This window comes from Leifsonia sp. HAY1-4F (genome assembly GCF_056755275.1).
This window is the reverse complement of record NZ_JBNDHX010000030.1, coordinates 1-26,501: the sequence shown is the minus strand read 5'-3', so window position 1 is coordinate 26,501 and position 26,501 is coordinate 1. Positions and strand designations below refer to the sequence as shown.

The 26,501-nt window shown below is 70.6% G+C and carries 24 protein-coding genes; 13 read left to right on the top strand and 11 right to left on the bottom strand.

The features are described 5' to 3' along the window. Position 1: 1 nt before the first annotated feature. Complete coding sequence (locus ACPYOG_RS08210; protein ID WP_481293743.1) at positions 2 to 253, bottom strand: hypothetical protein; 252 nt, start codon at positions 251 to 253, stop codon at positions 2 to 4. 223 nt (positions 254 to 476) lie between these two features. On the opposite strand from ACPYOG_RS08210, the gene ACPYOG_RS08205 reads away from it, so the two are divergent. Continuing rightward, positions 477 to 1,589 carry a glutamate--cysteine ligase gene (locus ACPYOG_RS08205; RefSeq protein ID WP_481293742.1) on the top strand — a complete coding sequence of 371 codons (1,113 nt, stop codon included), beginning with the start codon at positions 477 to 479 and terminating at the stop codon, positions 1,587 to 1,589. A 61-nt stretch (positions 1,590 to 1,650) separates the two neighbouring features. Then, positions 1,651 to 1,920, top strand: coding sequence for a hypothetical protein (locus ACPYOG_RS08200; protein WP_090038747.1), 270 nt, complete (start codon positions 1,651 to 1,653; stop codon positions 1,918 to 1,920). 56 nt (positions 1,921 to 1,976) lie between these two features. Here the strand turns inward: ACPYOG_RS08200 and ACPYOG_RS08195 are convergent, their stop codons facing one another. The 3 genes from ACPYOG_RS08195 to ACPYOG_RS08185 all read right to left on the bottom strand — a co-directional run bounded on the left by ACPYOG_RS08195 (position 1,977) and on the right by ACPYOG_RS08185 (position 4,092). Continuing rightward, entirely contained in the window at positions 1,977 to 2,183 is a 207-nt protein-coding gene (locus ACPYOG_RS08195; protein ID WP_481293741.1) for a hypothetical protein, read from the bottom strand. Positions 2,184 to 2,263: 80 nt separating this feature from the next. After that, complete coding sequence (locus ACPYOG_RS08190; protein ID WP_481293740.1) at positions 2,264 to 2,428, bottom strand: hypothetical protein; 165 nt, start codon at positions 2,426 to 2,428, stop codon at positions 2,264 to 2,266. 77 nt (positions 2,429 to 2,505) lie between these two features. Further along, entirely contained in the window at positions 2,506 to 4,092 is a 1,587-nt protein-coding gene (locus ACPYOG_RS08185; protein WP_481293739.1) for a Na+/H+ antiporter, read from the bottom strand. Positions 4,093 to 4,311: 219 nt separating this feature from the next. Between ACPYOG_RS08185 and ACPYOG_RS08180 the strand changes: the two genes are divergently transcribed. The 4 genes from ACPYOG_RS08180 (at position 4,312) to ACPYOG_RS08165 (ending at position 8,513) form a co-directional block, all read left to right on the top strand. Beyond that, positions 4,312 to 5,613: an APC family permease gene (locus tag ACPYOG_RS08180; RefSeq protein WP_481293738.1), complete on the top strand. Its 1,302-nt coding sequence runs from the start codon at positions 4,312 to 4,314 to the stop codon at positions 5,611 to 5,613. 59 nt (positions 5,614 to 5,672) lie between these two features. Next, positions 5,673 to 6,683 carry a LacI family DNA-binding transcriptional regulator gene (locus ACPYOG_RS08175; protein ID WP_481293737.1) on the top strand — a complete coding sequence of 337 codons (1,011 nt, stop codon included), beginning with the start codon at positions 5,673 to 5,675 and terminating at the stop codon, positions 6,681 to 6,683. 117 nt (positions 6,684 to 6,800) lie between these two features. Next, positions 6,801 to 8,189 (top strand): MFS transporter, encoded by a 1,389-nt coding sequence (locus ACPYOG_RS08170; protein ID WP_481293736.1) that lies wholly within the window; start codon positions 6,801 to 6,803, stop codon positions 8,187 to 8,189. Positions 8,190 to 8,363: 174 nt separating this feature from the next. After that, complete coding sequence (locus tag ACPYOG_RS08165) at positions 8,364 to 8,513, top strand: hypothetical protein (protein WP_481293735.1); 150 nt, start codon at positions 8,364 to 8,366, stop codon at positions 8,511 to 8,513. 90 nt (positions 8,514 to 8,603) lie between these two features. Here ACPYOG_RS08165 and ACPYOG_RS08160 read toward each other — a convergent pair whose 3' ends face one another. The 6 genes from ACPYOG_RS08160 to ACPYOG_RS08135 form a co-directional block, all read right to left on the bottom strand. Continuing rightward, positions 8,604 to 10,124 carry a xylulokinase gene (locus ACPYOG_RS08160; protein ID WP_481293734.1) on the bottom strand — a complete coding sequence of 507 codons (1,521 nt, stop codon included), beginning with the start codon at positions 10,122 to 10,124 and terminating at the stop codon, positions 8,604 to 8,606. A gap of 112 nt (positions 10,125 to 10,236) precedes the next feature. Further along, positions 10,237 to 11,427 (bottom strand): xylose isomerase, encoded by a 1,191-nt coding sequence (gene xylA, locus ACPYOG_RS08155; RefSeq protein ID WP_481293733.1) that lies wholly within the window; start codon positions 11,425 to 11,427, stop codon positions 10,237 to 10,239. A gap of 127 nt (positions 11,428 to 11,554) precedes the next feature. Further along, a complete protein-coding gene (locus ACPYOG_RS08150; RefSeq protein WP_481293732.1) occupies positions 11,555 to 13,879 on the bottom strand; it encodes a beta-xylosidase/alpha-l-arabinosidase in 2,325 nt (774 codons plus the stop codon). Between the two features lie 46 nt (positions 13,880 to 13,925). Further along, positions 13,926 to 14,822 (bottom strand): carbohydrate ABC transporter permease, encoded by an 897-nt coding sequence (locus ACPYOG_RS08145; RefSeq protein ID WP_481293731.1) that lies wholly within the window; start codon positions 14,820 to 14,822, stop codon positions 13,926 to 13,928. After that, positions 14,819 to 15,892 (bottom strand): carbohydrate ABC transporter permease, encoded by a 1,074-nt coding sequence (locus ACPYOG_RS08140; RefSeq protein ID WP_481293730.1) that lies wholly within the window; start codon positions 15,890 to 15,892, stop codon positions 14,819 to 14,821. Before ACPYOG_RS08140 ends, ACPYOG_RS08145 begins: the two co-directional genes overlap by 4 nt. A gap of 11 nt (positions 15,893 to 15,903) precedes the next feature. Further along, positions 15,904 to 17,193 carry an ABC transporter substrate-binding protein gene (locus ACPYOG_RS08135; protein ID WP_481293729.1) on the bottom strand — a complete coding sequence of 430 codons (1,290 nt, stop codon included), beginning with the start codon at positions 17,191 to 17,193 and terminating at the stop codon, positions 15,904 to 15,906. A gap of 108 nt (positions 17,194 to 17,301) precedes the next feature. Between ACPYOG_RS08135 and ACPYOG_RS08130 the strand changes: the two genes are divergently transcribed. Beyond that, positions 17,302 to 18,312 (top strand): LacI family DNA-binding transcriptional regulator, encoded by a 1,011-nt coding sequence (locus ACPYOG_RS08130; protein WP_481293728.1) that lies wholly within the window; start codon positions 17,302 to 17,304, stop codon positions 18,310 to 18,312. Between the two features lie 100 nt (positions 18,313 to 18,412). On the opposite strand, the gene ACPYOG_RS08125 is transcribed toward ACPYOG_RS08130, so the two are convergent. Beyond that, positions 18,413 to 19,387, bottom strand: coding sequence for an acetylxylan esterase (locus ACPYOG_RS08125; RefSeq protein ID WP_481293727.1), 975 nt, complete (start codon positions 19,385 to 19,387; stop codon positions 18,413 to 18,415). Between the two features lie 83 nt (positions 19,388 to 19,470). Here ACPYOG_RS08125 and ACPYOG_RS08120 point away from each other — a divergent pair, with 83 nt between their 5' ends. The 6 genes from ACPYOG_RS08120 to ACPYOG_RS08095 all read left to right on the top strand — a co-directional run bounded on the left by ACPYOG_RS08120 (position 19,471) and on the right by ACPYOG_RS08095 (position 26,461). Beyond that, complete coding sequence (locus ACPYOG_RS08120) at positions 19,471 to 20,475, top strand: LacI family DNA-binding transcriptional regulator (RefSeq protein ID WP_481293726.1); 1,005 nt, start codon at positions 19,471 to 19,473, stop codon at positions 20,473 to 20,475. 133 nt (positions 20,476 to 20,608) lie between these two features. After that, entirely contained in the window at positions 20,609 to 21,817 is a 1,209-nt protein-coding gene (locus tag ACPYOG_RS08115; protein ID WP_481293725.1) for a Gfo/Idh/MocA family protein, read from the top strand. A gap of 70 nt (positions 21,818 to 21,887) precedes the next feature. Next, a complete protein-coding gene (locus ACPYOG_RS08110; protein ID WP_481293750.1) occupies positions 21,888 to 22,535 on the top strand; it encodes a ThuA domain-containing protein in 648 nt (215 codons plus the stop codon). Continuing rightward, positions 22,520 to 23,617: a Gfo/Idh/MocA family protein gene (locus ACPYOG_RS08105; protein ID WP_481293724.1), complete on the top strand. Its 1,098-nt coding sequence runs from the start codon at positions 22,520 to 22,522 to the stop codon at positions 23,615 to 23,617. Before ACPYOG_RS08110 ends, ACPYOG_RS08105 begins: the two co-directional genes overlap by 16 nt. 130 nt (positions 23,618 to 23,747) lie before the next feature. Then, positions 23,748 to 24,950 carry an ROK family transcriptional regulator gene (locus tag ACPYOG_RS08100; protein WP_481293723.1) on the top strand — a complete coding sequence of 401 codons (1,203 nt, stop codon included), beginning with the start codon at positions 23,748 to 23,750 and terminating at the stop codon, positions 24,948 to 24,950. 200 nt (positions 24,951 to 25,150) lie between these two features. Next, positions 25,151 to 26,461, top strand: a complete 1,311-nt coding sequence (locus tag ACPYOG_RS08095; RefSeq protein ID WP_481293722.1) for an ABC transporter substrate-binding protein — start codon at positions 25,151 to 25,153, stop codon at positions 26,459 to 26,461. Positions 26,462 to 26,501 lie beyond the last annotated feature (40 nt).

The following is a 26,501-nucleotide window of genomic DNA, read 5'->3' as shown; positions in this document are numbered from 1 at the left end:
CTCAGGCGGAGGGGTAGATCCGCGTCGCCCGCTCGAAGAAGCGCGGCTGCGCCGGATCGGTCCGGATGAGGCTCGCATGATGGAGTGACCGCAGGGCGGCGAAGAGTCCGGGGATCCGCATCCCGTGCAGCTCCTCGACGGCGATGCCCGGCCGCTGAACGATGAGCGACAGCAGTCGCGCGCGCTCGACCGGGGTGCTGCGCTCGGTCAGCAACGACGGCTCGAACGGGATCCGCGCCTTCGTATCCCACATGCCGGCTCCTCGTGTCGCGCCCATCAGGTAACGACGATTTGTTGCGTCGCTCGGTCAGTTATAGGGCACGATCCGGCGTCCGGCAAATGGTATATGACGAGAATCACAGGAATGGCACGCCTGCGCCGCAACAGACGTGCGTGGGAACGATCCCATTCCGTCGGCAGCGTCTTCACGGCAAACGGGTATTGTCCGAGCGTGATCGGTCGCCGATAGTGGAGTGGTGAGGACGTTCGGAGTGGAGGAGGAGCTCCTCCTGGTGGACGCGCGCGGCATGGCGGCGGCAGTCGCGCCGTCGCTCCTCGCCGACGCGCCGACGGTCGTCGGCGGGCCGTCGGTGAGTGCCGAGTTCCAGCAGGAGATGATCGAGACCCAGACGCGTCCCTTCCTCACCGCGAGCGATCTCCTCCTCGACATCGTCGGCGGCCGCGAACTGGCGGATGGGCTGTCGCGGCGCCACGGCGCCCGGGCGATCGCCGTGGCGATGTCGCCGATGCGGCTGCGTCCCCACGTGACCGAGGACCCGCGCTACGCCAAGATGGTCGAACGGTACGGGCTCACCGCCCGGGGGACGCTGGTGTGCGGCTACCACGTCCACGTCGGCATCGAGTCCCGCGAGGAGGGCGTCGCCGTGCTGGACCGCATCCGCACGTGGCTCCCGACGCTGCTCGCCCTGAGCGCGAACTCGCCGTTCTTCGGGGGAGCGGACACCGGCCACGCGAGCTACCGCTTCGCGGCATGGCACCAATGGCAGAGTGCGGGCCCGACCGACGTGTTCGGCTCGGTGGAGGCGTACGACCGTTTCGAGCGCTTCCTCGTCGACACGGGCGTCATCCTCGACACCGGGATGCTGTACCTCGACGCGCGCGTGTCGCACAAGCAGCCGACGGTCGAGGTACGCGTCGCCGATGTGTGCCTCGACGCTCGGGACGCGGTCGTCATCGCGGCTCTCGTCCGTGGGCTCGTGGACACGGCCGTGGCGGAGTGGCACGCGGGCGTGGTGCCTGCCCCCGTGCCCTCCGCTGCGCTGCGCCTCGCCGAATGGCAGGCCGCCCTCACCGGAGTGGCCGGCTCGCTCCCGCATCCCGTCACCTGGCGCGAGGGCTCCGCCGTCGAGGCTGTGGATGCGCTGCTCGCGCACACGTCCGCGGCCCTCGAGTCGAACGGCGACCTGATGCTCGTCCGCACGGGTCTTGCGCGCATCCACGCGACCGGGGGAGGGGCGGGGCGACAGCGTGCGGCGTACCAGCGACGGGGCAGGATGCGCGACGTGATCGCACTCGCGGTGGCGGCGACCCACGACCAGGCGGAGGACGACGACCAGGTCGTCGCGTGACGCGGTTCCGGCCGTCCCGAGCGCCCTTCCGCGCGCCCGGGATCGCGCCTATTCTGCGGTCATGACGGAGAAGGAGCTCGCCCACCAGCACGCCGTCTACACCTATGGGTCCCTGCCGTTGACGCTCATGTACAGCCCGACTGCGACGGCCGCGTGGGAGGTGTATTACGGGGGCGAGTACCTCGGGCTCATCGAGGAGGTGCACACCACGGGCGAGCTGTGGCCTGCCTTCGTCGCGCGGCTTCCCGGCGACGAGGACGTGGGCGAGGGCATCCCCGCGCGGGACTGGCGGGTGGCCGTCGAGGTGCTGGCAGGCCAGGCGGGGCTCTGAGGCGGCTCTGAGGCCCGGGATGTTCCTGGATGCGCAGCCGCGCATCCACCTCGGCGCTAGAAAGCGAACTGGGACCACTCGTCGCGGGCGAGCGCCACCTGCTCGCCGTGCGAATCCACCAGCCACTGGTCCGGCGTGCAGCCCCGGTAGGTGCACAGCAGGGTCTCGCTGGTCCATCCGTCAGCCGAGCGGATCCAGCGCACCAGGTGCACGTCCTGGCCCGGTTTCGGTGCGTTCCCGATGGGTGATTCGAAGGTCGTCACGCTGCACCCCTCCCCTTGTGCGGCCTGTCTGACCTCGACCCTACCGGGGTACACGAGCGGGGGACAAGAGAGGACGGGGATCAGTTGCCGCTGTCGTCCTGCATCGGGTCGAACTCGTCGTGCTCCGGCTCGACGAGGCCGTCGGCGTCGTAGGGCTCCTCGTCGCCGCCGCCCTCCGCGATCGCGTCGGTGTCGATCGGCTCGCCCGACGGAGTTTCCAGCCAGTGCTCCTTGGCGTCGCTCATGGCGTGACCCCTCTCTGGATGCTCTGAGCGCGATGGTAGACGGGTGGCCGCCCGTGGGGAAGGGCTCGGGACGACGCTCATTCGCCCGGCTCCCGGCCCGTCAGCCGCACCTCCTCCACATCCAGCCGCCGCTGCACATCCCGCAGCACGATGTCGTCGATCTCGCCGCGATCGCGCAGCCGGGTCACCTCCTCCCGTTTCCGCTGCAGCAGTGCGAGCCGGAGCTCCGTGTCCTGCCTGCTGCGCTCCGCGACCTCCTCGGCGTCCCGGGACTCCTCCTCCACCTCCAGCAGTTCGAGGTGCTCCTCGAACTCCCCCTGGATGCGCTCGCTGATCGCCCGGTCGACCCTCAGCCGGCGGGCGAGACCGGGCAGCTCGTCGAGCGCGGCCCGGGTGGCGCTGGTCTCGGCCAGGTGCAGCTCGTGCCCGACCGATTCGTCCGAGGGGAGGTGCGCCCAGCGCACGACCGAGGGCAGGAGCAGCCCCTGGAACACCAGCGTCGTGACGATGACGCCCGCGGTGACGAACACGATGAAGTCGCGTCCGGGAAAAGGGGAGCCGTTCATCAGCGTCGCGGGAACCGCTAGCGCCGCGGCCAGCGACACGGCGCCGCGCATGCCGGCCAGCCCGCTGACCACGCGCGCCCGGTCGCTCATCCGCCGCTCGCGCTGCTGCGGCCGGCGATCGAGGAGCCGGATCAGGTAGACCGTCGCGAAGAGGTAGGCGAAACGGACCGCCACGATGACGCCCGTCACGGCGGCGATGGCGGCGATGCCCATCCCGAGGTCGCTCTGCGCGAGCTCGGAGGTGGCGCGCGGCAGTTCGATGCCGACGAGCACGAACAGGCTCGCGTTGAGCAGGAAGGTCGCGAACGTCCAGAACGCGTCCGATTGTCTGCGGCCCTCCGCGACCCCGGTCCGCGGACCCGACTGGCTGATGATCAGGCCGGCGACGACGACCGCGAGAACGCCGGATGCGTGGATGAGCTCGGCCAGCAGATAGGCGATGAACGGTGTGAGCAGCATGGCGATGTTCTGCGTGATGGCATCTCGCAGGCGGCGGCGGGCGAGCAGGGCCAGCCAGGCGATGAGGGCTCCGACCAGGGCAGCGCCGACGTAGGCGATGACCAGCGTGAGGGAGACGACGCTGGGGCTGACGTCGGTGTCCCCGACGGTGAACCCGACGGCGAGCGACCACAGCACCAGTGCCGTCCCGTCGTTCACCAGGCTCTCCGCGCGCAGGATCGTCACGTTGCGGCGGGGGAGCGAGCGCGTGAACGATGTGACGGCAGTGGCATCCGTCGGCGCGATCGCGGCGCCCAAGGTCCAGGCAGCCCCCCACGGCAGCCCCATCGCATGTGCGAGCACCGCCACAGCGGCGGCCGTGACCACCACCAGCCCGGTGCTCATCAGGACGATGCCGCGGAGGTTGCTGCGGATCTCGCGCAGCGACGTGGTCAGGCTCTCCCAGTACAGGATCGCGGGGAGGAACAGGAACAGCACCACCTCGGGGGCGAGCTGGATGTCGCGGAACAGCGGCACCAACCCGATGAGGACGCCGATGCCGACGAGGAGGAGCGGCTGCGCGATCCCGGTCTTCCGGGCGATCAGTTTCGACACCAGGGTGGTCACGCCGATCACGACGACGAGTTCGAGTCCGAGCACGGGGCCTCCTTGCGAGACATCCTCCCGCGGTGGGACGGAGGCGGGAACCCTTGGCCGGGGAATGCCCGGGATGGGGCGCGCTGCGGAGCAGTGCGATGCCTGTGGATGCGGCTCGCCTGCACCGATGTCGGAGGTCCGCGACATGATGGGGGGATGACGGAGCGCAGGCCATCCCCTACCCGAGCCGGCCGGGGTGAACCGTCGCTTCCGGACCCCCAGGTGCCCGCCGCACCGCACGGGCACCTCGGGGTGGCCGGAGGCACCGCGCTCTACATCGCAGCGGTGCTCGGCACAGGCATCCTCGTGCTGCCGGCGCTCGCCGCGGCTGCTGCCGGGCCGGGGGCGATCCTCGCCGTCGCTGCGCTCGCGCTCATCTCCATTCCGCTCGCCGCGACGTTCGCGGCTCTCGCCCGGCGGCATCCCGATGCGGGAGGAGTGGCGACGTTCGCGCGGCGGGCCTTCGGGCCCGGAGCCGCCCGGATCATCAGCTACTGGTTCTTCTTCGGCACGCCGATCGGGGCTCCGATCGCCGCGCTGATGACCGCGCGCTACGTCGTGGCAGTCGTGGGAGGCGACACAACGAGCACCACCCTGATCGCCATCGGGCTGATGGTGATCCCGATCGTCGTCACGGCGTTCGGGGTGCGGTTCGCCGCCTCCGTCCAGCTGGTCCTGTCCGGCGCGCTGATCGCCGTGCTCGTCTTCGTCCTGGCAGCGGCCGCGCCGCACTCGCAGGCGGCCAACCTGCAGCCGCCGCTGCCGCACGGCTGGGGCGGAGTCGGCCTGGCGATGAGCCTCTACATCTGGGCGTTCGCCGGGTGGGAGGCGGTGGCGGGCATCGGCGGCGAGTTCCGCAATCCCCGCCGGGACATCCCCCGCGCCACCGCCTACGCGCTGGTCATCGTCTCGGTGGCGTACCTCGCCATCCAGACCGTCACGGTGGTGGTGCTGGGCGACCACGCGGCGTCGAGCGCCGTCCCGCTGCTCGACCTCGTCGAGGTGGCGACCGGCTCGGGAGGCGGGGTGGTGGTCGCCGTCATCGCGGCGATCGTCGTCACCGGCGTCTTCAACGCCTACCTCGCCGCCTTCAGCAAGCTGGGCGCCGCCATGGGCCGAGACGGCGACCTGCCGGCCTGGTTCGGCCGGGGAGTCGAGAACGGTGCCGTCGCCCGGCGCGGCCTGCTGCTCTCGGCCGTCGTGATGGCGCTGTACTCGGTCGTGGTCCTGGCGAACGGCGACCTGCAGCCGTTCATCCTCGTGCACACGAGCATCGCCGCGGCCGTGTACGGCTTGGGCGTCGCCTCTGCCCTTCGACTGCTCCCGGCCCGTTCGGTGGGATGGTGGATGGCGCTCCTCTCGTGCGTGCTCGCAGCCGGGTTGCTCCTGCTCGCGGGATGGCATCTCGTGTTTCCGGCGGGCGTCGCGCTCATCGCCCTGGCTGTCGGGGTGCTGGCGCGGCGGCATCCGCGGCCCGATCCCGATCCCGGAGAGGCGGCATCCACAGCCCCCGATCCCGGATAATGGGTCGCGGGGGGCGCCGGTCATCGACTGACGGCCGGCCCCGGCAGGGAGGGGATGCTGTGACGGAGCACCAGCGTGCGGCGAGCATGCGTGACGTCGCGGCCCTCGCCGGTGTCTCGCACCAGACCGTTTCGCGGGTCATCAACGAGCATCCGAGCATCCGCGAGGCCACCCGGCAGCGTGTGCTGGATGCGATGAGCCAGCTGCACTACCGGCCCAACCGCGCCGCGCGCGCCCTCGTCACCGCCCGCTCCCGGACCATCGGCGTCCTCTCGACGTCGGCCGCGGCGCTGTACGGGCCGGTCTCCAGCATCAACGCGATCCAGGATGCGGGCCGAGCGGCCGGCTACTACATCGCCGTCGCACAACTGGCTGACCTGAGCCCCGGCTCCATCGCGGCAGGACTCGACCATCTGCTGGCGCAGTCGGTCGAGGGGATCGTGGTGATCGCCCCGCAGGAAGTGGTGCTCGACCAGCTCCAGACGGCGGGCCTCACCGTGCCGTACGTGACGCTGCAAGGCGGTCCGTCGACGGTGCAGCGGGAGCTCACCGTGGACCAGGTCGCCGGTGCGCGCACGGCGACGCGCCATCTCATCGAGCTCGGCCACCGCAGGATCGCCCACATCTCGGGGCCGCTGGAGTGGTTCGAAGCTCAGGCGCGCGTCCACGGTTACCGGGTGGAGCTGGCGGAGGCCGGACGGGAGCCGGAACCGGCGGCAGCAGGCGACTGGACGGCGGAATCCGGCTACCGCGTCGGCCTGCGGGTGCTGGCGGACCCGGCGATCACGGCGGTCTTCACCTCCAACGATCAGATGGCGCTCGGGCTCTACCACGCGGCGAACGAGGCCGGCCGCCGCATCCCCGGGGACCTGAGCGTGGTCGGCTTCGACGACATCCCGGAGGCTGCGCACTTCTGGCCGCCGCTGACGACAGTCCGTCAGGACTTCACCGAGCTCGGCCGACGCAGCATCGAAAGCATCGTCGCCGAGATCGAGGGCGGGACCGAGCCGACGGCGGTCAGTCTGCAGCCGGACCTGATCGTGCGCGCATCCACCGCTCCGCCGGTCTGAGCGAGGATCCGGGACGGGGTCCCGCGCAGGACGCTTGCCGGGACGCGAGTGGGGATCCGAGTAGGGCATCCGAGCAGGGGACTTCCGCTGTCGGCGACCCGTCCTAGGCTGGTGCCCGTGAGCTCACGCGACCTCGACTCGGCGTCGGTGGCCTCCGTCCCACCGGAGACCGCCACCGTCGGGGGTGTGCTGAGCTCGCAGTTCCGCTGGACGAGCATCGGGATGTGCCTGCTGATCACGCTCGCAGCGTTCGAGGCGCTCGCGGTCACCACGATCATGCCGACGGTCAGCCGGGAGCTCGACGGCGCCGCGCTCTACGCCTTCGCGTTCGCCGGTCCACTGGCGGTCGGAGTGGTCGGGATGGTCTCGGCGGGCGCCTGGGCGGACCGCGGCAACCCGCGGACGGCCCTCATCGCCTCCGTGGTGCTGTTCGCGGCGGGACTCTCCATCGCCGGAACCGCGCCGACGATGTGGGTGTTCGTCGCCGGGCGGCTCGTCCACGGACTGGGCGGCGGCGCACTCACGGTCGTGCTCTACGTCATCGTCGCGCGCGTGTATCCGCCGGTGCTCCATCCACGGATCTTCGCGGGGTTCGCGGCGGCCTGGGTGATTCCGTCGCTGATCGGCCCGTTCATCGCCGGCGTTCTCAGCGAGACGGTCGGCTGGCGCTGGGTGTTCCTCGGGGTGGTGGCGCTGGCCGCACTCGCCATGCTGATGGTGGTGCCCGTGATGCGCCGGGTGCTCCGGGCGGGCGAGCGGGCGCCGTTCCGTGCGGCTCGGTTGGTCTGGGCCGTGCTGCTCGCTGTCGCGGTGCTCGCGCTGACACTCGCCGCGGAATCCAGGGGGCCGGTGCTGTGGATCGTGCCCCCGCTCGCTGCGATCGTCGCGGTCCTCGCCCTCCGGCCGCTCGTCCCGAACGGGACGCTGCTCGCGCGTCGCGGGCTTCCGAGTGTCATCCTCATGCGCGGGATCATCGCCGCCACGTTCTTCGCGACGGAGGTGTATGTCCCTCTGCTCATGGTGTCCCAGTACGGGCTCTCGGCCGCCGTCGCCGGGCTGGCGCTGACGGCCGCGGGGCTCACGTGGTCGGCGGCCTCGTGGGTGCAGGGGCGGTTTCCCGGCATCAGCCATGTCGCCGCGGCGCGGCTCGGTGCGCTCGGGCTGACGATCGCCCTCGCCTCCCTCATCGCGACGGCCGTCTGGCACCTGAACCCCTCCATCGTGGTGGTCGGCTGGGCCTTCTCCGGCGGTGGAATGGGCATCCTGTATCCGCGTCTCGGCGTGCTCACGCTCGAATACTCCACGCCGGAGGACCAGGGCTTCAACAGCTCCGCCCTCTCGATCGCCGACTCCACCGGTTCCGCTGTCGCGCTCGCCGCGACCGCGATCGTCTTCGCCACCCTGCGCGCCCTCCCCGGTGGCTGGCCCTTCGCCGGCGCGTTCACGGTGACCGCCGTCCTCTGCGCCCTGGCCTGGCTCTTCGCCCCGCGCCTCCGCCGCCCCTGACGCCCCCGGCGCCTCCGTCGCCCCTGACGCCCCCGGCGCCCTGACGCCCAACATCGAGTACACGAAGACTGCACGCGACACGCCGGGTGGCCGTGCAACCATCGCGTACTCGATGGCGGGGCGGGTTATGCCGCACTCCTGGCAGAGCGCCTCGCCTTGCGGGAGCACCACTCCATGAGGGCCGGGATGCTGCGATCGCAGCTCGCCACGCTGGAGCCGCCCGCCGCCGACGAACGCCACGTCGCGCTGACCATCGATGCGGCTCCGTCTGCCCTCGCCGACCGGGCCCTCTCGGCCCTGGGACTCTCCGTTCGAGCAGCCTGACGCATCCCGCCCGCGGTGGCTTCGTCAGGTGACCCCTGACTCGGCGCGTCGACGGATCAACCGACGAAGCGACGGTGGGTGAGGACGAGGTCAGGGGCGAGCGAGCGCGTATTGGGCTCGGATGACCGGGCGGGTGTCCACCGGGAGGGCAGCGGAGGTTTCGACCGTCCAGGCGGGACGGGTGCCGGTGAGGGTCCAGGCGGCCTGGACGGCGGCGCCGTCGGCCACGTACTCGCCGGGGGCGGGCACCTCGACGGGCGCGTCGAAGACCTGCGCGGCGACGGTCGCCACGGCGGGGTTCTGGGCGGCGCCGCCGATGAGCAGGATGCGTCGCTCGCGCACCCCGGCCGAGCGCACGGCGTCGAGGCCGTCGGCGAGGCCGCACAGCATCCCCTCGATGGCGGCGCGCGCCAGGTTCGCGGGCGTCGTCGAGGCGAGGGTGAGGCCGTGGATGCTGGCCTTCGCGTCGGGCAGGTTGGGCGTCCGCTCGCCCTCGAAGTAGGGCACGAGCACGACGCCGGCGGACCCCGGCTCCGCCGAGAGCGCGAGGGCGGACAGGCCGTTGTGATCGACGGACAGGAGCCCGGCGACCGAGCCGAGCACGCGCGCCGCGTTGAGTGTCGCGATGAGGGGGAGGGATGCGCCGGACGCGTCGGCGAAGCCGGCGACCGTTCCGGAGGCGTCGGCGATCGGCGCCTCGGTGACGGCGAACACGGTGCCGGAGGTGCCGATCGAGACCACCACGTCGCCGTCCGCCGCGCCGAGGCCGAGTGCGGCACCGGCGTTGTCACCGGCGCCGGGGCCGACGAGCACGCCGGACGGCGTACGCCCCGCCGCCTCTGAGGGGCCGAGCACCCGCGGGAGCACGACCGCGTCCACCTCGGCGTTCCGCGCCGAGGTGCTCGTCGTTGCATGGCCGTGCGGCGTGTCGCCTGTAACAACGAGCACCTCGGCGATGGGATGCGTGCTCACACCGCCGACCGCTTCGCGGCCCGGGCGCCCGAGCGCGCGCTCGAACAGGTCGACGTCGTACGCGTCCGTTCGCGCACCCCAGTAGGCGGTCCCGCTCGCGTCGGAGCGGTCGGTGGTCAGCGCCTCCAGATCGGGTCCCAGCTCGCTCTCGCCGGCCGGGCCGTAGCCGCGCAGGCGCCAGGTCAGCCAGTCGTGCGGGAGCGCGACCGCGGCGACACGCGCCGCGTTCGCGGGCTCCGCATCCCGCAGCCAGCGCAGCTTCGTGGCAGTGAAGGACGCGACGGGCACCACGCCGACGCGGGAGGCGTACTCGGCCGCGCCGACCTCCTCGATCAGATCGCGGGCGGCCTGTGCCGAGCGGGTGTCGTTCCAGAGCAGGGCGTCGCGGATGACGCGGCCCTCCGCATCCAGCACCACCATCCCGTGCTGCTGGCCGGCGACCGAGATCGCGGCCACATCGTCCAGTCCGCCGGCCGCCGCGAGAGCCTCCTGCAGCGCCGTCCACCAGGCCGCCGGGTCCACCTCCGTGCCCTCGGGATGCGCGGCGCGCCCCGAGCGCACCAGCGCACCGGTCTCGAGGTCGCGCACGACCACCTTGCAACTCTGGGTTGAGGAGTCGACCCCGGCGACGAGTGTCATGTCGTTCCTTGTTCAGCCGAAGTGCTCGTTGTTGCAGCCGACACGCGGGTCAGGCCTGCAACAACGAGCACTTCGGGGAGAGGGGAGGGAGGGACAGGGGGGAAGGGGGCGGTTAGCGGGCGCCGAGGAGGTGCTCGAGCGCGAGCTGCTGCAGGCGGACGAAACCGAAGCCTTTGCCGCCGAAGTACACGCTCGGGTCGAAGTCCTCGTACGCGCTGCGGTCCGCGAGCAGGTCGTCGTACGACTCGCCCTCGCCCAGGGTCGGACGCGACAGCTCGAGCACGCGCGACGCCTCCAGCTGCTCCTGCACCTCGGGGTCCGCGCGGAACGCCTTCGCCCGCTCCTTCAGCAGCAGGTAGGTGCGCATGTTGGCCGCGGCCGACTCCCACACGCCGGTGATGTCCTCGGTGCGGGACGGCTTGTAGTCGAAGTGACGCGGTCCGTTGTAGGCCGGGCCGCCGTCGGGGCCGCCGTTCTCGAGCAGGTCGACGAGAGCGAAGGCGTTCTGCAGGTCGCCGTGACCGAAGACCAGGTCCTGGTCGTACTTGACGCCGCGCTGGCCGTTGAGGTCGATGTGGAAGAGCTTGTCGTGGTAGAGCGCCTGCGCGATGCCCGCAGCGAAGTTCAGCCCGGCCATCTGCTCGTGCCCGACCTCCGGGTTGAGCCCGACCAGCTCCGGCCGCTCCAGCGACGAGATGAAGGCGAGAGCGTGCCCGACGGTCGGCAGCAGGATGTCGCCGCGCGGCTCGTTCGGCTTCGGCTCGATGGCGAAGCGGATGTCGTAGCCCTTGTCGGTGACGTAGTCGCCGAGCAGGTTGACGGCCTCGCGGTAGCGCTCGAGGGCGGCGCGGATGTCTTTGGCCGCGTCGTACTCGGCGCCCTCGCGGCCGCCCCACATGACGAAGGTCTTGGCGCCGAGCTCGGCGGCGAGGTCGAGGTTGCGGAGCACCTTGCGCAGCGCGAAGCGGCGGACGGCACGGTCGTTGGAGGTGAAGCCGCCGTCCTTGAAGACGGGTGCGCTGAACAGGTTGGTGGTCACCATCGGGATGATGATGCCGGTGTCGGCGAGCGCCTGCTTGAGGCGGTCGATCTGCTTCTGGCGCTCGGCGTCGGTCGAGCCGAAGGCGAACAGGTCGTCGTCGTGGAAGGTGAGGCCGTAGGCGCCCAGCTCGTCGAGCTTGTGCACCGCCTCCACCACGTCGAGCTGCGGGCGGGTCGGCCCGCCGAACGGGTCGGTGCCGTTGTAGCCGATGGTCCACAGACCGAAGGAGAACTTGTCGGCGCGGGTGGGGGTGAGGCTCATGGAGGTTCCTTCAACGTCGTCGGTGATTTGTTGTTTCAATAAACTTATACAGCACGAAGGGGGTGCTGCGCGACCCCCTGAGGCGACTTCTCAGCGCATCCGAGGGCAGGCCGGTAGGCCGCCGGCGTCAGTGCGCGTCACTGAGCACGGTGGCCACGCCGGCCGCGTCGATCTTTGACGTCACCAGCCGCGAATCGGCCGCGGTGACCGCATGCACCGGCCCGGTGATCGTCAGCGAAGCGGCCGCCTCCCGCACGTCGCAGGACGGCCCCACCCACAGTTCGATCTCGCCCGGCTCGACGATGCGGCGCATCGACGGGTCCGAGAACGCCAGGCGCGCCGTCGGCACGGCGAAGCGGACGACCGCCTCCTCGCCGGGTTGCAGCTCCACCCGGCGGTAGCCGAGCAGTTGCGCGACGGGACGCGTGACACTCGCGTGCACATCCCGTGCGTACAGCTGCACCAGGTCGGTGGCCGTTCGCTCCCCGGTGTTGCGGATGCGGACGCTCGCCGCGAAGGTGCCGCCCGCCGCGACCTCGGTGTCCGCCTCCAGTTCCGTGCGTTCGAACGTCGTGTACGACAGCCCGTGTCCGAACGGAAGCACCGGGGTGCTGTCGGCGCTGGTGATCTCGTTCGGGCCTCCCAGCACCGGGTGGTGGTACGAGTACGGCTGCGCGCCGGCAGAACGGGGGAGCGAGACGGGGAGGTGGCCGGACGGGGCGACCCGCCCGGCGAGCACCGCCGCCAGGGCACGGCCGCCCTCCTCGCCCGGGAAGAAGGCCTGCAGCACCGCCGCAGGCGCCGAGGCGCCCTCCACCGCCCAGGCGATCGCGTAGGGACGGCCGGACAGCACGACCAGCACCACGGGTGTCCCGGTCGCGACCACGCGCTCCACGAGTTCCCGCTGGATGCCGGGCAGCTCCAGGCTCTCGACGTCGTTGCCCTCGCCGACGGTTCCGCGGCCGAACAGTCCGGCACGGTCGCCGACGACGATGAGCGCCACCTCGGCGGCGCTCGCCGCTTCCACGGCGGCGGGGATGCCCGAGCGGTCGTCCCCCTCCACGTCGCACCCGCGCTCGTACGCGACCGTCGCGGACGGGAACTCGGCCCGCACCGCCTCCAGCACCGAGGGCAGCTCGAAGCCGAGCGGCACCCCGGGGTGGTGGGCGAGCACGTGGTTGGCGAACGAGTAGCAGCCCATCAGCGCTTCGGGCGCGTCGGCGTTCGGGCCGAGCACCGCGATACGCTCGGGCGCGGAGTCGAGCGGCAGCGTCCCGTCGTTCGTCAGGAGCACGAGCGACTCCTCCGCCAGCCGGAGCGCGACCTCCCGGTGGGCGGGGGTGTCGAGGTCGATGCTTGCGGGAGGGTCGTCGAAGGTCGCATCCAGCAGGCCGAGTTCCTCCTTCTGCGTGAGCACCCGCAGGACCGCCCGGTCGACGAGCGCCGCATCCACTTCACCCGCATGGATGCGCGCGGCGAGCGGCTCGAGGAAAGCGTCGCCGGTCGGCAGCTCCACGTCGATCCCGGCCGCGAGCGCGAGGACCGCCGCCTCGCCCAGATCGGCGGCGACCCCGTGCATGGTGTGCAGGAAGGCGACCGAGAAGTAGTCGGAGACCACCGTGCCGTCGAAGTCCCACTCGCCGCGCAGTATGTCGGTGAGGTAGGCGGGCGTGGCCCCGACGGGCAGGCCGTCGATCTCGGCGTACGAGTTCATGACCGACCGCACCCCGCCATCCCGCACGGCCATCTCGAACGGCGGCAGCAGCGTGTCGCGCACTTCGCGCGGGCCGGCATGGACCGGCGCGTGGTTGCGCCCGGCCTGCGAGGCGGAGTAGCCGACGAAGTGCTTCAGCGTGGCGTGGACTCCGGCGCCCTGCAGGCCGCGGACATACGCCGTCCCGAGGGTCCCGACGAGATACGGGTCCTCGGCGATGCACTCGTCCACGCGTCCCCAGCGCGGGTCCCGGATCACATCGAGCACCGGAGCCAGGCCCTGGTGGATGCCGAGCTCGCGCATCGACAGACCGATCAGCCCGGCCATCTCCTCCACCAGCCCGGGGTCGAACGACGCGCCCCAGGCGAGCGGGGTCGGGAACGTGGCCGCCGTCCACGCCCCGAGCCCGGTGAGGCACTCCTCGTGCACGAGCGCCGGGATGCCCAGCCGGGTCTCCTCCTTCAGCCGCCGCTGCTCCGCCCACAGCCAGGCGGCGCGCTCGACGGGATCGACCGGCCGGGTGCCATAGACGCGCGTCAGCTGCCCGATGCCCTGCGCTGTGACCTCCGCGTACGCGCCCGGGTTCCCCATCTCGCCGGCCATCGGCGCGACGAGGTCGTCACCCTTGTCGACCCAGAAGCCGACCAGCTGGGCCAGTTTCTCCTCCAGGGTCATGCCGGAGAGGAGGGCGCGGACACGGTCGGAGGGCGCGGAAGGGCGCGGAAGGGGTTCGGTCATCTCGATCTCACACTTCTGAAGACGTGCTGGACGTGTTGGACGGGCGTCAGCCCTTGACGGCGCCGGTCAGGCCGCCGACGATCCGGCGCTCGAACAGGCTGAAGAACACCAGCGCCGGGATCATCGACAGCGACGTGAACGCCAGCACCTTGGCGGTGTCGACGGAGTACTGCGACGAGAACGCCTGCACTCCGAGCGGCAGCGTGAAGGTCGCCTCGTCGTTGAGGAGGAAGAGCGGCAGCAGGTAGCTGTTCCAGCTGGCGATGAAGGCCAGGATCCCGACGGTGATGACGCCGGGCAGCGACAGCCGCAGCACCATCCGCCAGAAGAAGCCGATCCGGCTGCAGCCGTCGATGAAGGCCGCCTCCTGGATCTCGTCCGGGATGGCCCGCAGGAACGGCACCAGGATGATGATCGTCGTCGGCAGCGCGAAGGCGATCTGCGGCAGGATGACGCCCCCGAGCGAGTTCATCAGCCCGATGCTCCGCACCACGATGTAGAGCGGCGTGATGGCGACCGTGATGGGGAACATCAGCCCGGCGGCGAACAGCGCATACAGAGCGCCGCGTCCGCGGAACCGGTAGCGGGCCAGCACGTAGCTCGCCATCAACCCGAGGAGGATGACGCCGACGGTCGTCACGACGGCGACGATCGTGGAGTTGAGCACCTCCTGCCAGAACACCCCACCGGTCAGCACGCCGATGTAGTTGGCCGCGTTCCACGGACTGGGCAGCCCGGCGGGATCGACGGTGATCTGCGAGTTGGTGCGGAAACCGCCGAACACGATGTACGCGATGGGCGCCAGCATGAGCGCGATCACGACGAGCGCGACGAAGTAGACGGCCGGCGAACCCCAGGGGAGTCGCTTGGCCTTGATGCGGCCGGGCGTTCCGGGAGCGCCGACGACGTCCGGGGCGTCCGGGATGGCGGTGAACGCGGTCATCGCTTCTTCCTTCCGGTGCGCCTGTCACCCGTGATCGCGCCCTCGGTGTCGCGCCGGAGCACGAACCGCTGATAGAGCAGGGCAACGATCAGGGAGATCAGGAAGATCACGACGGCGACGGCGTTTCCGTAGCCGAAGTTGCCGGCGTTGCGGCCGTTGGCCACCATGTAGGTCGCCATGGTCGAGGTGCCGGCGGTCGAGGCGACGTACTGGCCCCAGATGATGTAGACGAGGTCGAACAGCTGCAACGCGCCGATGATCGACAGGAACGCCCAGATCCGGAGCGTCGGCCCGAGCAGCGGCAGAGCGATCCGCCGCTGGATCTGCCAGTACGACGCGCCGTCGAGCGCAGCCGCTTCGTACAGTTCCTCGGGGATGCCCTGGAGCCCGGCGAGGAAGAGGATGACGGCGAAGCCGACGTACTTCCAGGTCAGGATCGCGAGCAGCGTCCAGATCGCGAGGCCCGGATCCGACAGCCAGTCGTGCGCCAGCGAGCCGAGACCGAGGTCCTTGAGGAGTCCGTTGAGCGCGCCGTTGGTGGCGAGCATCAGACTCCAACCGGTTCCGACGACCACCTCGGCGATGACGTAGGGCACGAAGATGAGGACGCGGATCAGCGACTGTCCGCGCATCTTGCGGTTGAGCAGCAGTGCCAGCAGGATGGCCGCCGGCCCCTGCAGCACCAGCGAGCCGATGACGATGAGGCCGTTGTGCAGCAGCGCCTGCTGGAAGGCGGAGTCCTGGAGGATCGTGAGGTAGTTCTGCAGTCCGACGAAGTCGGTCGCCGGCCCGTAGCCCTGCCAGCGGAAGAAGCCGTAGTAGGCGGCGATCGCCACGGGCACGATCACGAAGGCCAGGAAGACGATCGCCGCCGGTCCCGCCAGCAGCGCGATCTCCAGGCGCATGGCCCAGCCGGTGCGGCCGCGCCGGGCCGCACGGCTGCTGCCGGCAGCGGTCAGGGGGCTGCGCGGCGGCGACGGGGGCGACGCCGGCGCGCCGCCCCCGTCGTGCTGCGCGAGCTCCGGCTGCGGCAGGACGCCGGCCGAGGTGTTCTCGCGGGTGTTGCTCACGGGCTGGGACCTCAGCCCTTCTTCGCGGCGTCGTTCGCGGCCTGGATCATCTGCTGCGGGGTGCTCTTGCCCGCCAGCATGTCGACGACGGCCACGTTGAGGGCGTTGCCGATGTTCTGGCCGAGGACGGTGTCGAGCCACTGCGAGACGTACGGGGCGGCGTTGTAGGCCTTCAGCACATCCTTCAGGTACGGCTCGGTGACGATCTTCTGCGCCTCCGTGTTCACCGGCGGAGCGTTGAAGGCCTTGTAGTAGGCCTCCTGCTGCGGCGTCGTGGCCACGAAGTTCAGGAAGTCGACGCACTCCTTCGGCGCCTTGACCGAGCACGAGTAGCCGTCGACGCCACCCATGATCGCGCCGGGCTCACCCTTGCCGCCCGAGACCTCGGGGAAGGGGTAGAAGCCCAGGTCGGGCAGCGGCTTCTGGTCCGGGGTCAGCGATGCGATCACTCCCGGGTCCCACGCGCCCATGAGCTCCATCGCCGCCTTGTGGTTGGCGATGAGACCGGCCGAGCTGCCGGCGCCCTGCTGAGCGGTGGTGGTGAGGAAGCCGTCGTTGAAGGGCTTGGTGGACGCGAACTTCTGAACGTCCTCCGCCGCCTTCAGCCAGCATCCATCGCTGAACGACTTGGAGTCCGCCGTCTTCTCCATGGTCGACCCGGCGCACTCGCGGAGGGCGAACCAGTAGAACCAGTGGGCGGCGGGCCAGGCGTCCTTCGCGCCGAGGGCGATCGGGGAGACGCCGGTGGCCTTCAGCTTGGTGACGTCGGCGTTCAGGTCGTCGATCGTCTTCGGGGCGTCGCTGAGGCCGGCGGCCTTGAACAGATCCTGGCTGTAGAACAGGCCGCCCGGGAGCACGGCGATGGGCATGGCCCACACCTTGTCCTGGTAGGTCTCGGCCTTGAAGGAGCCGCTGGAGATGTTCTTCTTGGTCTCGGACGACACCTTCCCGGTGATGTCCATGACCTGTCCGGCGTTGACCATCGCCGCCATCTTCCCGCCGCCTCGCTGCAGGAAGATGTCCGGTGCGTCGCCCGAGTTGAGCGCCGTCTGGAGCTTGCCGTCCAGGTCCTCGTTCTGGATCGACTGGACCTTGATCGTGACCTTCGGGTTCGCCTTCTCGAAAGCGGCGGCGGCGTTCTTCCAGAACTCCTGGCCGGGGCCGGTGGTGGAGTTCTGCCAGAGGGTCATGGTGACCTTGCCGTTGCTGCTGGAGGTGTCGGAGGCGCCACTGCACGCGCTGAGCGCGAGCGTGCCGGCCATCACGACGGCGGCTCCGGTGAGGAGCTTGATGCCTTTCATGTGATTCCAACCTGTCTCTTCGTTGAGTTGGGGACTTCGGAAGTGTGCCAAGCGCGAACGTTGGTGTCAAACGTTTTCGAAAACCTTTTCCACGCTATGCTTGCCGCCATGTCCCGACGTCCGACGATCAATGATGTGGCCGAAGCCGCAGGCGTCTCCGTCGCCACCGTCTCGAAAGCGGTCAATGGCCGCTATGGCGTTGCGGTGGAGACTGTGGAGCGTGTACTGCGGGTCGTCCAGGAGCTCGGTTACGAGTCGAGCCTCGTCGCCAGCAGCATGCGATCGCGGCGAACCGGGGTCATCGGAGTGCTCGTCGCCGACTTCGAGCCGTTCTCCGCAGAGATCCTCAAAGGCGTCGGTGCCGCGCTCCGTGACTCCCAGTACGACCTGCTCGCGTACAGCGGATCGCGGCAGCCGTCGAGCGAAGGGTGGGAGCGACGCTCGCTCAGCCGGCTCAGCGGCACGCTCATCGACGGGGTCATCATGGTGACGCCGACGGTCGTGAACGCGAACGCCGACGTCCCGCTCGTCGCCATAGACCCCCACACCGGCCGGGCGGACGTCCCCACGGTGGAGTCGGACAGCTTCGGCGGCGCGCGCAACGCGACGGCCTACCTGATCGGGCTGGGGCATCGGAGGATCGCGTTCGTCGCCGGGCGGCCGGACCTGCGCTCGTCGAACCTCCGCGATGCGGGGTACCGGCGGGCGCTGAGCGAGGCCGGCATCCCGTTCGACCCGTCGCTCGTCGCAGTCGGCCGCTACGAGCACGACACCGTGCGGGGGGTCGCGCTGCCGCTGCTCTCCCGGCCCGACCGTCCGACCGCGGTGTTCGCCGCCAACGACATCTCCGCGATCGCAGTCATCGAGGTCGCGGCGGAGCTCGGGATGGACGTGCCGCGCGACCTGTCGGTGATCGGCTTCGACGACATCCCGGAGGCGTCCCAGTTCACGCCGCCGCTGACGACGGTGCGTCAGCCGATGCAGAGCCTCGGCGCTGCGGCCGCCGACCTGGTGCTCGCGCTGATGGCGGGGGAGACGCCGGAGCGCATCCACCTCCGGCTCCCGACGCGCCTCGTTCGGCGGGCAACCACCGCGCCGCCCTCACCGCCGGCACCCTGACCCTGACCAGTCCTCTGCGCCGTTCTCGGCTTCAGAGATTCGTCACGAATGTGCGGTTTCCGTCGCTGGGAGGCCACATTCGTCACGAATGTTGCAGGGGTCAGCGGGCGAAGCGCTCCGCGAGCCAGGCGGCCTGGATGCGCCACTGGGCGGCGCCGCCTCCCTCGTGGTCGTTGAACGGGTAGACCTCGATCGCGCGATCCTCGGCGGCCAGGTGGTTGTACGCCGCGAAGGTCGTCGAGGGCGGGACCACCGTGTCCATCAGCGCGACCGAGAACAGCGAGGGCGCGTGGATGCGGCGCGCGAAGTTGACTCCGTCGAAGTACGACAGCGTCCCGAACACGTCCGCCACCGCATCCCGGTGCACGGAGAGATAGGTCGCGAGCTCCAGGTATGGCCCGCCGATGGCGATCTCCGCGCCACGACGGTAGGCGCATAGGAAGGCGACGTCGGGCATCACCGCCGCGACGCCTCCCGCGAGGGCGCCGGCGGCCAATGCGATCCCGCCGCCCTGGCTGCCGCCGGCGACGGCGATCCGTTCGGCGTCCACGAAGGGAAGCTCCCGGGTCGCGTCGACGGCGCGGACCGCATCCGTGAACACGCGCCGGTAGTAATACGCGTCCGGCGAGTGGATGCCGCGGGTCATGACCCCGGGAGCCGCCGGTCCCGAGCCGTGGGGGTCCGGCGTGTCCCCGCCGCTGCCCCACGCGCTGCCCTGTCCGCGGGTGTCCACGAACACGTGCACGTAGCCGGCCAGTGCCCACGCGACGTTCTCGCCGGCCAGGCCCCGCCCGCCGCCGTAGCCCTGGAACTGGACCACCGCCGGGAGCGGCCCCTCCGCATGCAGTGGGCGGGACACCCACGCGCGCACCGGCTCGCCGCCGAAGCCGGGGAACACGAGGTCGTCGATGATCAGCTGCGTGACGGCGGAGTCGGCCGGGGTCAGCTCCGGGGCGCCGCCCGCGGCTCGCGCCTCGGCGATGGTCCGCTCCCAGAACGCATCGAAGTCGGCGGGCTCGTCCACCTCCGGGCGGAAGGTCAGCAGTTCGGCGTGAGTGAGGTCGGTGAGCGGCATCGCAGCATTGTGGCACAGCGGATGCGGTGGGCGTGCCCCTTCGTGACGCCAGGCGGTGCCGATGCGTGTGCGACAGTGTCTCCATGGCCCCGTCCACCCGCCCGACCCTCGACGCCATCGCCCGCGACGCCTCGGTGTCACTGTCGACGGTGTCCAAGGTGCTCAACGGGCGTCCCGGCGTGTCGCCGGAGACGCGGCGCCGCGTCGAGGAGCTGCTGCACGACTCCGGCTACGCCCGCCGCGGCGTCGACGCCGAGCGCGGCGACACCGTCGAGCTCGTGATCGAGAACCTGGCCAGCGAATGGTCGGTGGAGGTGATCCGCGGGGTGGAGCGGGTCACGCGCGAGAACGGTCTCGCCATGACCCTCTCCACGATCGGGGACTATCACGCCGTCGGCGACGGGCTCATCACGGGGGTGCTGCGGCGCAAGCCGATCGCGATCGTCCTCCAGTTCTCGAACCTCACGGCCGACCACCGCCGGCAGCTGCGCACCCGCAACATCCCGTTCGTCGTCGTCGACCCAGCGGGCGATCCGCCACCGGATGTGCCGGCGATCGGCGCCACCAACTGGGCGGGAGGGCTCGCCGCCACACGTCACCTCCTCGCGCTCGGCCACCGCCGGATCGCCGCCATCGCCGGCCCGGCCGATCTGATGTGCTCACGGGCGCGGATCGCCGGCTACCAGTCGGCGCTGCAGGAGGCCGGCCTGCCGGTGCCGGCGCGGATCGGCGGCGGCGTGTTCTCGCGCGCCGACGGCGAACGGGAGGGACGGTGGCTCCTTGCACGCGAGGATCGGCCGACCGCGATCGTCTGCGGCAACGACATGCAGGCACTCGGCGTCTACGACGCCGCCTTCGCTCTGGGCCTCGAGGTGCCGCGCGACCTCTCTGTGGTCGGCTTCGATGACGCGCCGTCCGCCTCCTGGGCCCGGCCGCCGCTGACGACCATCCACCAGCCGCTGCAGGAGATGGCCGAGGAGGCCACACGGCTCGCGCTCCGGCTCCGCGCTGGGGACGTGGACAACACCCGGCTGGAACTCGCGACCACGCTCGTCGAGCGCGGATCGACGGCGCCTCCGGCCGCCTGACGAAAGTTTTCCAACCGCCGCGGGAAACTTGCCCGACGCGTTGCCCCGAACTAGCGTCGCACCCGTGCCATCGGACGAAGGCCGCGGCACGAGGGCAGCGACGACCAGCACGAACACGAGCGCGAGGACGAGGATGACCGACGAGACGCCACGACTCCGGGTCGCGATGATCGGCTACGGCTTCATGGGTGCGGCGCACTCGCAGGGCTGGCGGACCGCTCCACGGTTCTTCGACCTGCCGGCTGAGCCGGTCATGGCCGTGATCGTCGGCCGTGACACCGTCCGCGTGGAGGACGCCCGCCGCCGCTTCGGCTGGGAGTGGTCGGAGACCGACTGGCGCGCGGTGGTCGCGGATCCCGGCATCGACGTGATCGACATCTGCACCCCGGGCGACAGCCATGCGGAGATCGCGATCGCGGCTCTGGAGGCGGGCAAGCACGTCCTCTGCGAGAAGCCGCTCGCGAACACCGTCGAGGAAGCCGAGGCGATGACGGCGGCGGCCGAGCGCGCCGCAGCCCGCGGCATCCGCTCGATGGTCGGCTTCAGCTACCGCCGGGTGCCGGCGATCGGGCTGGCCCGCTCGCTGGTGCAGCAGGGCCGCCTCGGTGAGATCCGTCAGGTGCGGGCCCTCTACCTCCAGGACTGGCTGCGCGACGAGAACGGCCCGATGACCTGGCGGCTCGACAAGGCGGCAGCGGGATCCGGCTCGCTCGGCGACATCGGAGCCCATGCCGTCGACCTGGTCGAGTACCTCACCGGCTCGCGGCTGACCGGGGTGTCCGGGACACTGACCACGTTCGTCGAGGAGCGCCCGCTGCTCGGCGAGACCGTCGGCCTGTCCGGCACCGCCTCCGAGGAGCGCGGCCGGGTGACCGTGGATGACGCGGCCTGGTTCACCGCACGGCTGGCGGGCGGTGCGGCCGACGGAGCGATCGGCGCCTTCGAGGCGACGCGCTACGCGACCGGGCGCAAGAACGCGTTGCGCATCGAGCTGAGCGGATCGCTCGGAGCCATCGCCTTCGACCTGGAGGCGATGAACGAGCTGCAGTTCTACGACGCGACGGCGCCGGCCGGGGAGCAGGGCTTCACGCGGATCATCGCGACAGAGCCCGAGCATCCCTACATGGCGCACTGGTGGCCGACCGGACACGCGATCGGCTACGAGCATGCGTTCAGTCACGAGGTCGTCGACTTCGTGACGGCGATCGCCACTGCCTCGGACCCCGAGCCCTCGTTCGCCGACGGCCTCCACATCCAGCGCGTCCTCGACGCGGTCGCCGCCAGCGCCGCCGCCCGCAGCGCCTGGACCTCCATCCCTGACCACCCTGAACCCCGGCCCTGACGGCTGGAGAAATGAAAGGACGTTCGTGAGCAAGCAAGCTTTGGTGGTCAGAGGGGGATGGGACGGGCACATGCCCGTCGAGACGACGGAACTGTTCCTCCCGTTCCTCCGCGAGCACGGGTTCGACGTGCGCGTCGAGGGAGGCACGGCCGTCTACGCGGACGAGGGATTCATGGACACGGTCGACCTCGTCGTCCAGGTCAACACGATGAACACGATCGAGACGGACGAGTTCCGCGGCCTGCAGCGCGCCGTCCTGAACGGCACCGGCATGGCGGGCTGGCACGGCGGCATCGCCGACTCGTACCGGAACAACGCCGACTACCTGCACATGATCGGGGGGCAGTTCGCCCACCACGCGGGCAAGGATCCGGCCGAGCGGGTGGGCGACCAGTCGGACAACTACATCCCGTACACCGTGCACATCACCGATTACGGCAAGACGCATCCCATCACCGAAGGGATCGAGGACTTCGAGCTGGTCACCGAGCAGTACTGGGTGCTCAGCGACGAGTACGACGACGTCCTCGCCACCACCACCCAGGAGGTGCGTTCGTGGGACGCCTGGAACCGCCCGGTCACCTCACCCGCGATCTGGACCCGGCAGTGGGGCAAGGGCCGGATCTTCGTCTCCGCGCCGGGCCACCGGCTCGAGATCGTCGAGAGCCGGCCGGTGCGCACCATCATCGAGAGGGGGATGCTGTGGGCAGCCCGCTGAACGTCGGAGTCGTCGGTGTCGGCGTCATCAGCCGCCAGTACTTCGAGCACCTCCCGAAGCTGCCGAACCTGCGCCTGACGGCGGTCGCCGACCTCGACCTGAACCGGGCCTCAGCGGTCGCCGCCGAGCAGGGCGTGGAGGCTCTCTCGGTCGACGACCTGCTCGCCGACCCGCGAGTGGATGCGGTGCTCAACCTGACCATCCCGAAGGCGCACGCCGACGTCGCGCTGCGCGCGCTCGCCGCGGGCAAGCACGTGTACGGCGAGAAACCGCTGGCCCTCTCCACGGCCGAGGCGGCGCCCGTCCTCGAGCGCGCTTCCGCGCTGGGCCTGCGGGTCGGCAGCGCGCCGGACACCGTGCTCGGGACCGGCATCCAGACGGCACGGGCACTGCTCGACGGCGGCCGGATCGGCGATCCCGTCGCGGCCGCGGTCGCCTGGAGCGCGCCAGGGCACGAGCTGTGGCATCCCGCTCCCGCGTTCTACTACCAGCCGGGCGGCGGCCCGCTGTTCGACATGGGGCCGTACTACCTGACGAGCCTGGTCACGTTCTTCGGCCCGGTCGTGCGGGTGTCCGGAGCCACCAGCCGCTCGGCCCGGGAGCGGACGGTCGCCACCGGCCCGCTGGCCGGATCCGGCATCCCGGTGGAGGTCGACACGCACGTGACCGCGATCCTGGAGCACGCGTCCGGCGTCATCTCGACGGTGACGGTGTCGTTCGAGGTGTGGGCCACCCGCGCGCCCAAGTTCGAGGTCTATGGGACGGCCGGGACGATCGCCGTGCCCGACCCGAACATGTTCTCGGACACCGTCCAGGTGGCCACGGCCGACGACCGCGACTTCCGCGACGTGCCGGTCTCCGCGGGGTACGCGGACGCCGGCCGCGGCTACGGTCTCGCCGACCTCGCCCGCGCCGTCGAGACCGGCCGCCCCGAGCGGGCCTCCGGCGCGATGGCGTTCCACGTGCTCGAGATCATGGAGTCCGTGGTGCAAGCCGGGGCCACGCACTCGGTCGTGGAGCTCTCCTCGACCGTGGAGCGCCCGGCCCCCGTCCCCCTCGGCGCGCGTCCCGAGTCGTGGTAGCGCACCTCCCGCCCCACCGTCGAGTCCGCACAGATTGCACGCGACACGCCGCCAGAGCGTGCAGTCTTCGCGGACTCGATGGTGGGGCGGGAGCGGCGGGAGCGGCGGCGGGACAAGTTATGGTCGAGGCATGTCCGCATCCGACCTGAGCACCGTCCGGCCCGCCACCGGCGGCGCCACCGACGCGCTGCGCCGCAGCAACCTCGCGACCGTGCTCGGCCTCGTGCACCGGGACGGCGCGCTGTCGCGCAGCGAGCTCACGCGGCTGACCGGGCTCAACCGTTCGACCGTCGGCGATCTCGTCGCCGAGCTGGCCGGGCTCGGCCTCGTCGAGGTGGACGAGACGCCCGGCGGAGGCCGCGCCGGCCGGCCGAGTCCCGTCGTGCGGGTGTCGGACAGCGTCGTGGCCGTCGCTGTGAACCCCGAGGTGGATGCGGTGATCGTCGGCCTCGTCGGCCTCGGCGGCCGGGTGCTCAAGCGGGTCCGCATCGAGACGGCCTCCGCGCGATCCGCGGCCGAGACCGTGACGCTCGCCGCGGCCGGGATCGCGGGGATGCTCGCCGGCGAGACGGGCGTCCGCGTCACGGGGATCGGCGTCGCCGTCCCCGGGCAGGTGCGGCTCTCGGACGGGATGGTCAGGGAGGCGACGCACTTCGGCTGGGTGGATGAACCGCTCGCCGCGATGCTCGCAGAGGCGGCCGGGTACCGGGTCTGGGCGGCGAACGCGGCCGTGCTGGGCCTTCGGGCCGAGAGCGCGTTCGGCGCGGGCCGGGGCATCGACGACCTCGTGTACATGATCGGCGGGGCGTCCGGCATCGGTGGCGGGGTGATCGGCGGGGGCAGGCTGCTGACCGGAGCGGCCGGCTATGCGGGCGAGTTCGGGCACACCTTCGTCCGCAGCGACGGCCGGCACTGCTCGTGCGGGTCGAGCGGGTGCCTGGAGGCGGAGGTCACCCAGGCGGAACTGCTGTCGTCCGTGGGACTGGCGTCCGCCGATGCCGGTGCCCTGGCGGACCGGCTCGTCGCGACCGAGGACCCTGTGGCGCTCGCGGTCATCGAGCGCGACTACGGCCTCCTTCAGATCGCCGTGCGCAATGCGGTCAACGTGTTCAACCCCTCGGTGGTGGTGCTCGGCGGGTTCCTCGCCGCGCTGTACCGGGGAGGGCTCGCGCATGGTTCCCCGGAGCTGCTCGCCGAGGTCATCCACTCGACGCGCGACGGCGTGACGGTCAGCGAAGCGGAGCTCGGCGCGGACCAGCTGATCATCGGCGCGGCCGAACTGGTCTTCGCGGAGCTCATCGCGGACCCGGCTCGCGCACTGGCCGCGGCCTGAAACGCGGTCCTGGCGCATTCGCATGCCGAATGTTGTCGGCACGAACTAACTCCTACGCCCAATAAACATGCAGGGGCGCGTCTTCAGATTGCGCTTGCAATCCGCTCGCGAGTCGTTTATGTTGTGATCGTCAACAAATTGCATCGGAGTGGCTGCGGGGCCTGCAGACGCCTGTCCACTCCACTACAAGGAGGTAACAGATGCGCAAGAGGCACCTCGCGATCGGCGCCATTCTGGCCGCCGGTGCGCTGCTGCTCGCCGGATGCTCCAGCACCGGCACGTCGTCCGACAGCACAGACGGCAAGGGCAAGACCCTCACGCTGTGGCACTACGAGGGCGAAGACTCCGCCATGGGCAAGGCCTGGAACGAGGCCATCAAGGAGTTCGAGACCCAGACCGGTGCGAAGGTGAAGTTCGAGGCGAAGGCCTTCGAGCAGATCCGCTCGACCGCATCCCAGGTACTCAACTCCAACCAGGCCCCCGACATCCTCGAGTACAACAAGGGCAACGCGACCGCCGGCCTCCTCGCCAGCCAGGGCCTGCTCACCAACCTCGACGACGCCGTCAAGAAGTACGGCTGGGACAAGAAGCTCACCCCGAGCCTCCAGACCACGGCCCGCTATGACGACAAGGGCATCATGGGCGCCTCCGGAACCTGGTACGGCGTCCCGAACTACGGCGAGTACGTCGAGGTCTACTACAACAAGGACATGTTCTCGAAGTACGGCATCGAGGTGCCGAAGACGCAGGACGAGTTCGTCGCCGCCCTCCAGAAGTTCAAGGACGCCGGCATCACCCCGATGGCGGAGTCCGCCGCGGAGTACCCGCTCGGCCAGCTCTGGTACCAGCTGGCGCTGACCAAGGCGGACCGCTCCTGGGTGAACGACTACCAGCTCTACAAGCACAAGGTGAACTGGGACGGCAGCCAGGTCACGTACGCGACCAACACGATCGACGACTGGGTGAAGAAGGGCTACATCTCCAAGGATGCGTCCGGCCTGAAGGCAGAGGACGCGGGCACCGCGTTCATCGCCGGCAAGTACCCGATCTTCTTCTCCGGCAGCTGGTGGTACGGCCGCTTCCAGACCGACATCAAGAACTACCAGTGGGGCACGTTCCTCTTCCCCGGCGCGAAGATGTCGCCCGGGTCGGCCGGCAACATGTGGGTCGTCCCCGAGAAGGCCAAGAACAAGGGTCTCGCCGAGAAGTTCATCGACATCACCATGTCGGACAAGATCCAGGCGCTGATGGGCAACAACGGCGGCGTGCCCGTCGCGGCGAAGGCCAGTGAGATCACCGACCCGAAGTCGAAGGAGCTCATCCAGAACTTCAACGCCCTGACGGCCGAGGACGGGATCGCGTACTACCCCGACTGGCCCACGCCGACCTTCTACGACCAGCTGAACGCCGGTCTGCAGGAGCTCATCAACGGCACGAAGGAACCGTCCGCGGTCAACAAGGAGCTCGGCTCCGAGTACCAGGACGGCGTCTCCCAGATCACCAACCAGTAGCACCTGTCTCTTATACACATCTGACGCTGCCGACGACGGA